The organism is Acinetobacter sp. 22323 (genome assembly GCF_052044895.1).
GTDB classification, from domain to species: domain Bacteria; phylum Pseudomonadota; class Gammaproteobacteria; order Pseudomonadales; family Moraxellaceae; genus Acinetobacter; species Acinetobacter schindleri.
On the sequence record NZ_JBQEOL010000004.1, the window covers coordinates 161,132 to 174,586 of the forward strand.

The 13,455-nt window shown below is 43.5% G+C and carries 13 protein-coding genes and 1 pseudogene; 9 read left to right on the top strand and 5 right to left on the bottom strand.

The window, feature by feature from the left end; genetic code table 11:
• Positions 1–108 precede the first annotated feature (108 nt).
• The 5 genes from asd (at position 109) to truA (ending at position 6,238) form a co-directional block, all read left to right on the top strand.
• Positions 109–1,227 (top strand): aspartate-semialdehyde dehydrogenase, encoded by a 1,119-nt coding sequence (asd, locus tag ACTJIX_RS04380; protein WP_048882548.1) that lies wholly within the window; start codon positions 109–111, stop codon positions 1,225–1,227.
• A gap of 141 nt (positions 1,228–1,368) precedes the next feature.
• Positions 1,369–2,955, top strand: coding sequence for a hypothetical protein (locus ACTJIX_RS04385; protein WP_440611221.1), 1,587 nt, complete (start codon positions 1,369–1,371; stop codon positions 2,953–2,955).
• A gap of 73 nt (positions 2,956–3,028) precedes the next feature.
• Positions 3,029–4,408, top strand: a complete 1,380-nt coding sequence (locus ACTJIX_RS04390; RefSeq protein WP_440611222.1) for a hypothetical protein — start codon at positions 3,029–3,031, stop codon at positions 4,406–4,408.
• Positions 4,409–4,438: 30 nt separating this feature from the next.
• The gene (locus ACTJIX_RS04395) at positions 4,439–5,422 is read left to right on the top strand and encodes an asparaginase (RefSeq protein WP_440611223.1); all 984 of its coding nucleotides are present in this window, start codon (positions 4,439–4,441) and stop codon (positions 5,420–5,422) included.
• 18 nt (positions 5,423–5,440) lie between these two features.
• A complete protein-coding gene (gene truA / locus ACTJIX_RS04400) occupies positions 5,441–6,238 on the top strand; it encodes a tRNA pseudouridine(38-40) synthase TruA (RefSeq protein ID WP_163167301.1) in 798 nt (265 codons plus the stop codon).
• Positions 6,239–6,325: 87 nt separating this feature from the next.
• On the opposite strand, the gene ACTJIX_RS04405 is transcribed toward truA, so the two are convergent.
• Positions 6,326–7,333, bottom strand: coding sequence for an AraC family transcriptional regulator (locus tag ACTJIX_RS04405; RefSeq protein WP_048882553.1), 1,008 nt, complete (start codon positions 7,331–7,333; stop codon positions 6,326–6,328).
• 231 nt (positions 7,334–7,564) lie between these two features.
• Here ACTJIX_RS04405 and infA point away from each other — a divergent pair, with 231 nt between their 5' ends.
• From infA to ACTJIX_RS04420, 3 genes and pseudogenes are all read left to right on the top strand, one after another.
• Entirely contained in the window at positions 7,565–7,786 is a 222-nt protein-coding gene (gene infA / locus ACTJIX_RS04410) for a translation initiation factor IF-1 (protein WP_001284370.1), read from the top strand.
• A gap of 149 nt (positions 7,787–7,935) precedes the next feature.
• Positions 7,936–8,315: pseudogene (locus ACTJIX_RS04415) on the top strand (hypothetical protein).
• A 150-nt stretch (positions 8,316–8,465) separates the two neighbouring features.
• A complete protein-coding gene (locus tag ACTJIX_RS04420; protein ID WP_440611224.1) occupies positions 8,466–8,876 on the top strand; it encodes a hypothetical protein in 411 nt (136 codons plus the stop codon).
• 64 nt (positions 8,877–8,940) lie between these two features.
• Here the strand turns inward: ACTJIX_RS04420 and leuB are convergent, their stop codons facing one another.
• The 4 genes from leuB to leuC form a co-directional block, all read right to left on the bottom strand.
• The gene (gene leuB, locus ACTJIX_RS04425; protein WP_440611225.1) at positions 8,941–10,020 is read right to left on the bottom strand and encodes a 3-isopropylmalate dehydrogenase; all 1,080 of its coding nucleotides are present in this window, start codon (positions 10,018–10,020) and stop codon (positions 8,941–8,943) included.
• A gap of 40 nt (positions 10,021–10,060) precedes the next feature.
• Entirely contained in the window at positions 10,061–10,624 is a 564-nt protein-coding gene (locus tag ACTJIX_RS04430; protein ID WP_004890345.1) for a hypothetical protein, read from the bottom strand.
• An 86-nt stretch (positions 10,625–10,710) separates the two neighbouring features.
• Positions 10,711–11,361: a 3-isopropylmalate dehydratase small subunit gene (gene leuD, locus ACTJIX_RS04435; protein ID WP_004890347.1), complete on the bottom strand. Its 651-nt coding sequence runs from the start codon at positions 11,359–11,361 to the stop codon at positions 10,711–10,713.
• A 100-nt stretch (positions 11,362–11,461) separates the two neighbouring features.
• Positions 11,462–12,895: a 3-isopropylmalate dehydratase large subunit gene (leuC, locus tag ACTJIX_RS04440; protein ID WP_278362984.1), complete on the bottom strand. Its 1,434-nt coding sequence runs from the start codon at positions 12,893–12,895 to the stop codon at positions 11,462–11,464.
• Positions 12,896–13,161: 266 nt separating this feature from the next.
• On the opposite strand from leuC, the gene ACTJIX_RS04445 reads away from it, so the two are divergent.
• Complete coding sequence (locus tag ACTJIX_RS04445) at positions 13,162–13,401, top strand: DUF2061 domain-containing protein (protein ID WP_004890352.1); 240 nt, start codon at positions 13,162–13,164, stop codon at positions 13,399–13,401.
• Positions 13,402–13,455 lie beyond the last annotated feature (54 nt).

The window sequence follows — 13,455 nt, forward strand, 5'->3', positions numbered from 1 at the left end:
ATTTCGCTCAATATTATTGATGTTTCTATTGTGTAGCTATTGCAGTTGAGTCCCTTTTTGGTACACTCGAACCCCCTTTAATTTTTTAACGCACCGAGGCAAAGTGACATGAAAGTAGGTCTGGTCGGTTGGCGCGGGATGGTTGGTTCCGTCCTAATGCAACGTATGGTTGAAGAGAATGATTTTGCTCATTTTGAGCCATTCTATTTCTCTACCAGTAATGCAGGTGGTGAAGCACCGGCATTTGGTGGTAAAACTGCCCCAGCACTTATGGATGCGACAGACATTGATCGTCTGAAGCAAATGGATGTCATTATTACCTGCCAAGGTGGCGATTATACCACTGCGGTTTTCCCTAAGCTGAAAGCTGCAGGCTGGAATGGTTACTGGATTGACGCTGCGTCTACCCTGCGTATGGATGATGAAGCAATCATTGTACTTGACCCGGTTAATCTGAACGTGATCAAAGATGGCCTAGTGAAAGGTACTAAAACTTTCGTTGGCGGTAACTGTACGGTTTCCCTGATGCTGATGGGCCTAGGTTCTCTCTTCCAGAACAACCTGGTGGAATGGGCAACTTCGATGACCTATCAGGCGGCATCTGGTGCAGGTGCACAAAACATGCGTGAGCTGATCACAGGCATGGGTTACCTGTATAACAATACTAAAGACCTACTCGATGATCCACGCTCTCCAATTTTGGACATTGATTCTAAAATTGCTGAATTACAACGTGGTGAAGGCTTCCCGTCTGCAAACTTTGGTGTACCGCTAGCTGGTTCTCTGATTCCATATATCGACAAGCAGCTGGAAAGCGGCCAGTCGAAAGAAGAATGGAAAGGTCAGGTTGAAACCAACAAGATCCTCGGCAACCAGCAGATCGTTCCAATCGATGGTCACTGTGTACGTATCGGTGCAATGCGCTGTCACTCTCAGGCAATTACCTTGAAGCTAAAACGTGACGTACCTTTGAATGAAATCGAAGATATGATTCGTCAGTCTAGCCAATGGGCCAAAGTGGTACCAAATACACGTGAAGCATCAATGACTGATCTGACGCCTGTCGCAGTAACCGGTACATTGACTGTTCCAGTCGGCCGTCTGCGTAAAATGAACATGGGTAAAGAATACCTGGGTGCATTCACTGTAGGTGACCAGTTACTTTGGGGTGCTGCTGAGCCTTTACGCCGTATGCTACGCATTCTGATCGATTATAAAAATGCTTAATTAAGCACGTTATAATCAATCTAAAAGCCGATCTTTATTGATCGGCTTTTTTGTGTCACTATCAAGAAAATAGTTGAACAAACATAGACATCCCAATCATCGAGCCATACTGCCTATAATATGACCGATGCTGAGCCTAGAATGAAGATGACTGTATATAAAAAATTCAAAATTGCTACTTTAACCATGATGATGGCACAGCCTGTTTTTGCAATCACGGTTGAGCCAGTTCAGGTTCAATCGGCACCCGGGGAATTACTCTATGCGGAAATGAATTTCCGTCAGTCAGATATCAATATACCGATTGAAGTGAGTTTAGCTACGCCAGAAGATTTAATGACGCTGGGCACTACACATCAACCTCCCGGGCATCTTAATTTTTTTACCCGTCGTAGCAGCAATGGCACAGGTGTGATTACTATTACCTCTTCACGCCCAATCACTCAAAATGATCTGAATTTTGTAATTAAAGTTAAAGAAGGCAATGCAGCACGTTTACAACACATCAAGACCACACTCAAACCCAAGACAGATCTGCTAAAAGCTTCGATCAGCGCAAATGAGCAAACATTAACCCCAGTCGTGGTGGTGAATGAAAATGAAATTGGTTTAAATTTACCTGTCAGTACGCAATACAAGACTTCAACAGCGAATACCAAAGCTATGGAAAAACCATTGGCTGTACAGCGTCTTACTCCACCACCATTATCACCAAACTCTATCCCTCAGACAACATCGATAACGACTCCTGCTGTTCAGGCTCCAGCCAAAGTTGATGAAGCTATTAAAGCTGTGAATACGCGTCCAGTCACAAGTACTTTGACGACACCCACACCAATCGCTGGACCTGCAATGCCCGCTATTCAACAAAAGCCTCTGGTCTCAAATAGTCTTCAAAAAAATCCAGTCACTACCGCAGCTCAAGCAAAAACTCAGGTAGCACAAGCTGCTTCAGCAGCGCCTGTTGCACAGCCGAATCAAGATATACCAACTCAAAAAGTACAAAATCAAAAGCCAGTGGCGACCTATCCTGCTGCTGCGCCACAATCCAATTCCAGCGACCCATTAGTTAAAAAATATGCCGAAGAACAAGTCGCAAAACAGAAGCAAGTCCCTCCTAAAAAACCGCCTCAAGCAGCTACAGCTCCAGTGCAACACTTCCCTCAAGCGAGCCCAACATCTACTGCAAAAGCAAGCTATGTGGTTCAATCCAATGAATCTCTCTGGAAAATTGCTGCACGTATTGCTCAGGAACAAAACCGCGGTGTCGGTGAAGTCATGCAGCAAATTAAAAAAAATAATGAACAGGCCTTTATTGGCGGAGATGCGAATCGCCTGAAGCGTGGTGCGGCATTGAATTTGAATATTGCTCCCGCACAACAACAGCCAATTACCGTCAAGACAGCTGAGCTTGCACAAGTTCAGAATAAGGCTAAAGGCAGTACCAAATATCGTTTAAATCAGGCTGAAATGAGCCTGGTTGCTGAGAACCAGAAAGAATCTGAGCAACTTTCTGCAAATCAAAACACATTAGACCGTCAAACTTCGAAAGAGTTGTCATTAAAAGTTATGACAGTTCGAGAAAAAACCGTTAAATTACAGAGAAACGTAACTGAATTAGAATTGGCACTTAATCAGAAGGATCAGAGAATTCAATTATTAAATGCCCGTCTTGCCCGACTGCAACAACAGCTCAAAGCACAACAGGCAGATAAAAAAGCCAATTAACTAATCATTACATACATTGATTTACAGGGATGAGTGGATATATGGAGCCCTCTATCTCTAAGGGGTACTTATCATGCTGATTTATGTGATTCCATTAATTTTATTGATCATCGTTCTGATTGTAGTCAAAAAACGTCAGGATGCTCAAGAGTCAGATAAACCAAAGGCAACTACAGCGAAAGCGAGAAAAACCACCAGTTCAGCACGGGCTACCCCAGCAAAAACCCGGGTGGTTGAAGAAGTTGCAACGAACCCTCAGGAAGCTATTGCTCTTTCAGCAGATCTGCGCAAGAAAATTGAGCGCCTGATCAATGAAGGAAATTTCTTTGCCGCTGAAGCGCAAATCAATCAGGCACTCAAAAAAGACAACCGCCAGCATGAACTGTATCTGTTGCTCCTTGATATCCATATTCAGCAGAAAGATGAATTTGCCATTTCTCAGTTAATCACACATGTCCGTTCACTCGGTTTGGATGACATTCTTGCGCAGGCAGAAACTAAAAAGGCAGAGTTTGAAAATTCAGCTACTTCAACCAAGGATACAATTGATTTTCCTTCTGCACAGTTAAGCGCTGGCTCATCAGTAACTGAGACAGCATCTATAGACAACACTGCTGCCTTTGAAGAGCTATCCCCAACCCACAGCCCAGTAGTTAATGACCTCGCTTTTGATGAACTGCGACAAGAAAATAAGCCTCAAAAAGCTGTATTTGAGCCGGCGCCATCACAGAATGATATCCAGCCGCTGGAATTTAATTTTGAGCCCACTCTGACTAAACCGGCAAGTGATGCAGCCCAGGATCTCCCAGGAGCTACAGGTTTAGAGTTTAACTTCTCTGACGCTCCTGCATCTGAGCCTACACCGAAGACAACATCAGATACTGCCACATCTGCACTAAACTTTAGCTTTGACTTAGATAGCTCGATAAAAGCTGAAACTGCCGCACCGGTTATGGACTTTAAGCTTGACTTAGGCAGCTCAGAAAAACCAGAAGTGACACCAGTACCTACTGCAGAATCAGTTCAACCTCTTGATTTTTCTTTCTCGGCAGATACAACGTCAACCACAGAAACTCAGCCAGAAATCGCAGTACCAGAATTTGATTTATCAGGTTTAGCTACACATGAACCTATAAGTCCAGCAGTACCTGCTGTCTCAGAATTGGACTTTAAACTAGATGCCGTTCCTGAAAAACCAGCCAGTGCTGCAATCAGTTTTGATATTCCATCTGCGCCCGTTACTTCAACCGCTCATCAAAATGATCCACTGGTTCAATCATTCCCTGAATTAACGGAAACGGATGAGGTAGTATTAAATCTGGAATTGGCAGAGCAGTATATTCAATTGGGTGCCTATGATGCCGCACGTGAAATCCTGACAGAAAAGGAAGCGGACTACAGTCCACAACAACGTACCCATGTTGATCAATTACTGAATCGAATCGCTTCTTAAGTAAATTCGTTCTACACTAAAGCAGTCACTATGGCTGCTTTTTTTATGATGAAAAATATTGCATTGATTTATATGGGAGGTACGTTTGGATGCGTTGGTGATCCACTCGCTCCTATGCCTGCCGAATCTTTTTTTATAAAACTAAAAGAATTATTGCATGAAGACACGCATTCAGTAGAGTGCTTCTGCGCCCCTGTAATTAAGGACAGCAGTGCATGTACTGCTCCTGACTGGCTAGCCTTGATTCAGTTTATTCAGCAACTGCAGGCTCAGGATTATCAGCGCTTTGTTATCATTCATGGTACAGATACCATGAGCTATGCCTGTGCCGTGCTGGCGCATCTTTTAGGGCAATCGGCCTATGTGGTTTTAACCGGTAGCCAGTATCCATTATTAAATGCAGCTGGCAAACAGCCACGCGAATTTAGTGATGCTTTGGAAAACCTATGCTTTGCTCTAGATTCTGTACAGCAGGTCGAAACGGGCGTTTACCTGGCATTTAACCAAGAACTGGTTCATGGCAGAACAGCGTTAAAGCAACATACTACTGAACTCAAGGCCTTTGCTGGCATAGATGCAGAAGTAAAAATTCCACCGCAACTATATACACATATCATTACTGCACAAGATTTGATTAAGGCACAGCAATTTAATTGCCTGAGTATAATGATGCAGCCAGTTGGGCTAGATCAGCAGCTTCATAACCTTAAGCAATTATTGGCTTTACCTCCAGACTTCCTGATTCTGCAGGGCTTTGGCACGGGAAATCTCGCAGTTAATCCTGATCTCATTCAGCTCTTTGATGAGTTCTATAATGCTGGCTGTGCTGTAGTTTTGACTACACAAGTACCTTTCGGGAGCACAGACCAACGCTATGCTATTGCTGAATGGGTACAGGACTGCCGGATTTTACTCAATGATGCCTATGGCCATGCCGATCTATATGCAAAAGCCCTGAAAATGTATTTACAATACGACAGCGTGGAGCAATGGCATCACCATTGGTCTGATTAGTTGAATCTTGAGGTGAATATGCAGCGTTTTGCAGTCGGTATTGAATTTAGTGGAGCACACTACAGAGGTTGGCAAACCCAACAGCCCGGCGTAGCAAGCGTGCAGGAAACGATTGAAAAGGTTCTGTCTAAAGTCGCCAATGAAACTATTATCCTGCATGGTGCAGGTCGAACTGATGCCGGCGTGCATGCCACCAATATGGTTGCTCACTTCGATACCTCTGCTGATCGCTCCGAATATGGCTGGTTACGCGGCTGTAATAGTCAGCTGCCTAAAGATATTGCAATTCAGTGGATTCAGGAAATGGACATGGATTTCCATGCCCGTTTTAAAGCCCAAGCCCGTCGTTATCGTTATGTAGTCTACAATCACCCTGTGCGTTCTGCGCTATTGCATAAACAGGTCACCCATATCCATTACGATTTAGATGTCGACAAGATGATTAAGGCTGCGACAAAGTTTGAAGGCACACATAATTTCGAAAGTTTCCGTGCCTCTGCCTGTCAATCCAATCAACCTGTACGCCATGTGCATCACTGTCGCCTAATTCGTCATGGTCACTATCTGGTCCTGGATATTCAGGCTGATGGCTTCCTGCATCATATGGTGCGCAACATCATGGGCTGTTTGCTGGAAATTGGTCAGGGCATGTATGACATCGATCAGATTGATGCCATCTTTGCTGCACAAGACCGCAAAGCAGCAGGTGTGACTGCACCACCAGATGGACTCTACTTTATTCAGGCGCATTATCCTGAACAATTTAATTTACCAAAAGTGCCTTTAGGACCACATTGGTTAAACATGCCAGAATAATTGAATCCTTTTTATTCATTTACCTCCCCTACCCCCTTCTAGAAGGAGAGAAAATTCCTTCCTTTTTAAAGGGAGGTTAGGAGGGATTTAACGCTGTTTGCGCTTTCTATATTCCACTGGCGTTTCATTGGTCCAACGCTTAAAAGCACGATAGAAGGTACTTGGCTCGGAGAAACCGGTCAGATAAACAATCCGCTCTACACTTTCACTGGTTCCTGCCAGTAAGCGTTTAGCCAGACGACAACGATAATCCGAAAGGATCTGCTGAAAACTGGTATTGGCTTCACTCAGCTGGGTACGCAAACGGCGGGGAGTAATATTCAGCTGGGCAGCGACTGTTTCTAGCGTGGTTTCCCCACTTTCCAAGGTTGAGCCAATGGCACGGCGAACTTCACCCACCAGATCATAACGTGCCAGCTCTTGCAGCTTTTCAATTGCTAACTGCTCATGCAGCTGGAGTAATTCTGGTTCTGCCTGCCAAAGCGGATATTCAAGAATACTCGGATCAAAATAAAGACGTGTTTCTTTCTGTCCCAGACTTACTGGACATTCATAGACACGGAAGTATTCATCATCAGTTGCACCTTTAGAAAAATTGAAGTCGATATAAATCGGTTCAAAACGTCCTTCGGTAATAAACTTAAAGAAACGCAGTACACCAGACATAGCACATTCAGTGAAATGGCGATTAACGAGGTTTTCGGCAAAAAGCTGCTCACCATTGGTCAAATAACAGCGGTCATCTTCCACGACCAGTTGCGCATGGAAGGCATCACTGATGAGGCGCTGGTAAGCCAAGGCACGTTTTAGCCCTTCACCAAAATTTTCTGATGAAATAAACAAATGCTCAATGACCTGACCACGGTAAAGTGGCAGGTGTTCACCCAAATGTAAGCCGATATCAGGGTCCTTGCTGACCTCTTCTGCCGCGACCCAGAATGCATACTGTGCACTCAACGGGGTACGGTCATTGGCTTCAACCTGGTTTAAGGCAACTCCTGCTTTAGTAAGCAATTCTTCGGTTGGCAAACCCGCACGACGTATCGCCTGGTAGCCTAATCGCAGTACAACCGATGCATCTGTTAGCTGACCCACTCAAAAACCTTCCTTGTATGTGCTTCATTTATACCTAAAAAGATATTTTTTAGATTAACTGTGATTGACCAAACTGACAACATCAACAAGCAGTTTTTTAGTTAAAATATTTGTACTGATGCTTCGCTTATTTTGCTTTCAGATGATCAGTCTAAAGCCTGCTATGCCTTGTGTTATACGAAAAAATTGACTATAATTTGCGCCTTTCTAATTTATTCTTTTAGGTAGGCTATGGCCAATAAAGAGGAACTCATCGAGTTCGAAGGCGTTGTCACCGAGACGCTTCCTAATACTATGTTCCGTGTACGTTTAGAAAACGGTCACGAAGTGATTGCTCATATCTCTGGTAAAATGCGTAAACACTATATCCGTATTTTGACTGGCGACAGTGTAAAAGTGGAGATGACTCCTTACGACTTAACTAAGGGTCGTATCACTTATCGTGCACGCTAAGATTTAGCGTCAGTAAAAAAAGCCACTGATCAGGGTGGCTTTTTTTGTGACTTTAATTAATTCATTATTTACCAATAAATAAAACAATTTGACATAGCCTGAGAATTACAAGACTATTCAATTTAATTAAAACAATATTTATAAAAACAATGAATATGAAATATTTGACTCTGCTTTCCAGCTTGTCTCTTGTTGCATGTGCTACAGGCAGCAATCAGCATCTGCATCATTCTCTACAGCCCTATATCGGTCAAACTGCCGCACAGGTTCGCAGCCAACTTGATCTTCGTGCAATGGGATTTAAACCTCCCAGCACCCCATTCAGACAGCAGACTTTCTCAGTTATACTATTTTCCGGGATGTGAATATTCCGATGGGTACACCTAATATTAGTCAAAGTATCTCCCCTGGTGCACCAATTCCAATGCCTTCGAATGGAGGTTATAACATTAAGATGAAATGCCAAATCTGGTTTGACTTGAAAGATGAAATTGTTCAGGACATTCGTTATACTGGTAAAGCTTGTTAAACTGTGTCCAGTGAAGTTTGAAACCTGTATGGGATTTAATGAGAAATCCAATTTATCAGGATACTTCTCTCTACCGTGTGTCAAATTACAACAATAAGCTCGTTTTCTACTCGCTACAATAACAGCAATGGCTTTTGTAGGAGTCAGAATATGTTATCTGCATTTCGCCAAATGAAACTCGTGTTACCAGGTATGCTTCTGTTATTGTCTGCATGTATGCATATGCCTACCCTGTCTCAAGCCGAACGTGACGCTTATTTACAGCAGTATATTGGACAGTCTAGCCAAACCATTTATGCCAATCTGGATTTAAGCAAACTCGGCTACCAGCAGGTAAATGAACCTGTAATTTCAGCCGGGCAACTGGTCTATATCGTGCAGCGTCCCGTTGCACTTCCACTCTCTGTTGCTCAGCATCCGGTTGCCGGTACTGGAACAGTACCCATTCCGGTGACACATAGTCCATCGCGTAGCTATGATGTAAACCTGCAATGTAAAATTGTTTTTGAACTCAAGGACAATATTGCACAAGCAGTGAAATATACCGGCCGAACCTGTTAATTCAGCAGACACAAAAAAACGCAGCCTGAGCTGCGTTTTTTATTGATCAGTTCTGGAGTGAAACTTAGTTCAATGCAGCAACTACTGCCTGGCCCATTTCCACTGTACCGACTTTGCTCATGCCTTCGGACATAATATCCGCAGTACGTAAACCTTGGTTCAATACATGGCCTACTGCATCTTCAATTGCTTTTGCAGCCGCTTCTTCACGGAAAGTATAACGCAGCATCATTGCAACAGACAGGATGGTTGCCAATGGATTTGCTAGGTTTTGACCTGCGATGTCTGGTGCAGAACCATGACATGGTTCATACATGCCTTTGCCATTCTCATCTAGAGAAGCAGATGGCAACATACCAATTGAACCCGTTAACATTGCCGCTTCGTCAGACAGAATGTCACCGAACAGGTTAGAAGTGACAATTACGTCAAACTGTTTAGGCGCACGTACCAACTGCATTGCAGCATTGTCGACATACATATGCGACAGGTTGATGTCTGGATATTGCGCTTCTTTCAATGCAGTAACGGTTTGTTTCCAAAGCTCAGTCACTTCAAGCACGTTTGCTTTATCGACTGAACATACTTTACCGCCACGCAGACCGGCAAGTTCAAATGCAACTTTGGCAATACGCTTGATTTCAGACTCTGAATACACATCAGTGTTAAAACCTTGTTTTTCACCATTTTCCAGTTCACGGATACCACGTGGTTGACCGAAGTAGATACCACCTGTCAATTCACGTACGATCAGGATATCTAGACCAGCTACAATTTCAGGTTTCAGGCTAGACGCATCAGCAAGTTGCGGATAGAGAATCGCCGGACGCAGGTTCGCGAACAGGTTCAGTTCACTACGCAATTTTAACAGACCACGTTCAGGACGAATTGAGCGTTCAATCGTATCCCATTTAGGACCACCCACAGCGCCAAGCAGAATTGCATCAGCTTTTTTTGCCTGCTCAGACGTCACATCTGGATAAGGTGCACCATGTGCATCAATCGCAGCACCACCCAACAGGCCATGTTCCCAGCTTAGATCTAAATTAAATTTTTCATTTACGCGAGTCAGCACGTGCTCTGCTGCTTTCACAATTTCAGGACCGATGCCGTCACCAGCTAAAATCAAAATTTGTTTAGACATGAGATATTCCATTTATAAAGTCAGCATTTCGCTGACTGGGTTAAATTTTCTGTTCTACAAACTCGGCAATGCCAGTTTCAACATTGTATGGCTTGCAGAAGCGTCGAATTATTTTGGTGTTTTGCAACAGATCTACACACAGTGGATCCGGTGCAGAGGCCTGCAATAAGCTGGTGTTTCGAGTCGAGCGCTGGCGATACATCTTAAAGGTGTACTTATGCTTGGCCTGAAAGTTCTGGAATACATGTAGAACTTCGGCCTTATCCGGACTAATCGGATAAAAGCGTACCACCAGTTCATGCTGCCCCGCGGGTACCGACAGGTAAACCGGATTAGGCTCTTTCAGGCTTTTTGCTTGTAAACGCACAAGTTTGAGCTTGAGCGCTTCACTCTCCACATGTCGTTTTTCAGCATTGATGATCTTGATATCATCCATACGTTCAAAATTACAATCGTGGGTACCTGAACAATAAATCAGGGCATCTGAACTATTTACAGCCGAATCTGTCAATTTCTTCAACTGTATCGTATCGATGGTCTGACATGCTGTCATTAACATCGAAACCGTACCCAATGCAAATAACTGTTTCCAATAGCTGGCCATGCTGAATGTCTAACCCAAACGAAATTTCCATGATTTCACGATATTAGCAAGGGTTAGACTTTCCCGCTATGACAATTTAACTAGATTTAGCCACTAATTTCTGCAAATACCCAAGGGCGCGATTGTTTGGTTTTTTCTTCATAAGCACGAATCGCATCGGCATCCTGCAAAGTTAAACCGATGTCATCCAAACCGTTTAAAAGACAATGCTTGCGGAATGGATCAACTTCAAACTTGAAACTTTCACCTGACGGGGTACGCACTTCTTGCGCTGCAAGATCAATTGTTAATTGATAACCTTCAGTCGCAGCACATTCTCTAAATAACTGATCAACAATTTCTTCAGACAGGATTACTGGCAACATGCCGTTTTTAAAACTGTTATTGAAGAAAATATCCGCATAGCTTGGTGCAATCACGGTACGGAAACCGTATTCATTCAATGCCCATGGCGCATGCTCGCGACTTGAACCACAACCAAAGTTTGCACGTGAAATTAAAATTGATGCACCTTGGTAACGGGGTTTGTTTAACTCAAAATCAGGGTTTAAGGGACGTTTTGAATTATCCTGACCTAAATAACCTTCATCCAAGTAACGCAATTCATCAAATAAATTTTCACCAAAACCGGTACGTTTGATCGATTTTAAAAACTGTTTTGGAATAATTAAGTCGGTATCTACATTGGCACGGTCTAATGGTGCAACGATACCTTGTTCAACGGTATATTTTTTCATGATTATTTCTCACTGAATCCGTAACCTCTCCCTAACCCTCTCCTAACAGGAGAGGATACTCCTTCTCCCTCTGGGAGAAGGTTGGGATGAGGGCTTAAACTTAGAATGAACGTACATCAACAAAGTGACCGGCAATTGCGGCTGCTGCTGCCATTGCTGGGCTCACCAAGTGGGTACGACCGCCATTGCCCTGACGACCTTCGAAGTTACGGTTCGAGGTAGATGCACAGTGCTCGCCCGGCTGTAACTTATCAGCGTTCATGGCCAAGCACATTGAACAACCCGGCTCACGCCATTCAAAGCCTGCTTCAATCAGGATTTTATCTAAACCTTCAGCTTCAGCTTGTGCTTTGACCAAACCAGAACCTGGAACGACCATCGCCTGTTTAATGCTCGGTGCAACCTTTTTACCTTTCGCCACTTCAGCCGCAGCACGAATATCTTCAATACGTGAATTGGTACAAGAGCCGATAAATACACGGTCTAACTGGATATCAGATAAGGCCTGACCAGCAGTTAAACCCATGTATTGATAAGCACGTGTCCAGTCATTGCGTTGCACGTCATCTTTTGCCTGTTCCAACGTTGGAACTGCTTGAGAGACTGGAATCACCATTTCAGGAGAAGTCCCCCAAGATACTTGTGGTTCAATCTCTTCACCTTGTAATACCACAACGGTATCAAAGTGCGCATCTTCATCAGAATGCAAGGTATTCCAGTAAGCAACTGCTTGATCCCACTGCTCACCTTTCGGTGCATATGGACGATTTTTCACATATTCAATGGTTTTATCATCAACTGCGACCATACCAACACGGGCACCGCCTTCGATCGCCATATTACATACGGTCATACGGCCTTCGATCGACATGTCGCGGAAGACCTGACCGCCAAATTCGATGGCATGGCCTGTACCACCCGCAGTCCCAATTTTGCCAATGATGGCTAAAACCACGTCTTTTGGAGTTACGCCTTGACCCAATTTGCCGTCAACGCGCACCAACATGTTTTTCATTTTCTTTTGAACCAGGCATTGAGTTGCCAATACATGTTCAACTTCAGAAGTTCCGATACCATGTGCCAAACAGCCGAAAGCACCATGCGTTGCAGTATGTGAGTCACCGCATACAACCGTCATGCCTGGCAAGGTCAAACCCTGTTCTGGACCCACAACATGCGCAATACCTTGGCGAACATCATTAATGTCAAACTGCACCACATTAAAAGTTTTACAGTTGTCATCTAAGGTTTGTACTTGGATACGTGAAGTTTCATCTTCGATCCCAGAAATACCTTCTGAACGTTCTTTGGTAGAAGTCGGTACGTTATGGTCTGGCGTTGCCACGTTCGCGCTTAAACGCCATGGTTTACGACCCGCCAGTTGTAAGCCTTCGAATGCCTGCGGAGAAGTTACTTCATGCAATAAATGACGGTCGATATAAAGTAAAGCTGAACCATCGTCACGCTGTTTTACTAAATGGTCATCCCATAACTTATCGTATAATGTTTTTGCTGTTTGGGTCTCGCCTGCCATGTCGATGTACTCCACTGGACTGGGTAAATTCTATCTCTAATTTTGATTATATCGCTGCGGTCACATAAATCTAATTTATCATTTTTATTAGTTAATAAACTTTTTGGAATCTTTAAAATTGGATTCTAAACAGACCAATATTGATTTTTATTTAATCTAATTTTCCGATCATTTTTTGCAAAATATACGTTTTTACAAATTAAATGAGAATTATTATTATTTATTCATACAGAAAACATTGAATTTATTTTTTGAGGAATATCGACATGGCACACGTTCAAAAATTTGTTGTAGATAATCAGCGTATGTTCAAGAAAACCTTGAGCTATTACGTCATGCACATCACGGTAGCCATGTTAGTCGGTTATTTTGTGACTGGTAGTTTAGCCATGGCAATTGCATTAAGTTTATTAGAACCGACTGTTCAGGCTGTTGCTTTCTTCTTCCACGAAAAAGCCTGGGAGGCTAAATCTGAACAGAGCAATAATGAGGAAATCACAGCCTAAATTCTTTTCTGTCCTTATTCCTCGTTTTGCCACCGCTTACCCTCGGTGGCTTTT

Coding starts and splice junctions, on each gene's coding strand:
- asd (WP_048882548.1), top strand. CDS start 109: ATGAAAGTAGGTCTGGTCGGTTGGCGCGGGATGGTTGGTTCCGTCCTA.
- ACTJIX_RS04385 (WP_440611221.1), top strand. CDS start 1,369: ATGAAGATGACTGTATATAAAAAATTCAAAATTGCTACTTTAACCATG.
- ACTJIX_RS04390 (WP_440611222.1), top strand. CDS start 3,029: ATGCTGATTTATGTGATTCCATTAATTTTATTGATCATCGTTCTGATT.
- ACTJIX_RS04395 (WP_440611223.1), top strand. CDS start 4,439: ATGGCTGCTTTTTTTATGATGAAAAATATTGCATTGATTTATATGGGA.
- truA (WP_163167301.1), top strand. CDS start 5,441: ATGCAGCGTTTTGCAGTCGGTATTGAATTTAGTGGAGCACACTACAGA.
- infA (WP_001284370.1), top strand. CDS start 7,565: ATGGCCAATAAAGAGGAACTCATCGAGTTCGAAGGCGTTGTCACCGAG.
- ACTJIX_RS04420 (WP_440611224.1), top strand. CDS start 8,466: ATGTTATCTGCATTTCGCCAAATGAAACTCGTGTTACCAGGTATGCTT.
- leuB (WP_440611225.1), bottom strand. CDS start 10,020: ATGTCTAAACAAATTTTGATTTTAGCTGGTGACGGCATCGGTCCTGAA.
- ACTJIX_RS04430 (WP_004890345.1), bottom strand. CDS start 10,624: ATGGCCAGCTATTGGAAACAGTTATTTGCATTGGGTACGGTTTCGATG.
- leuD (WP_004890347.1), bottom strand. CDS start 11,361: ATGAAAAAATATACCGTTGAACAAGGTATCGTTGCACCATTAGACCGT.
- leuC (WP_278362984.1), bottom strand. CDS start 12,895: ATGGCAGGCGAGACCCAAACAGCAAAAACATTATACGATAAGTTATGG.
- ACTJIX_RS04445 (WP_004890352.1), top strand. CDS start 13,162: ATGGCACACGTTCAAAAATTTGTTGTAGATAATCAGCGTATGTTCAAG.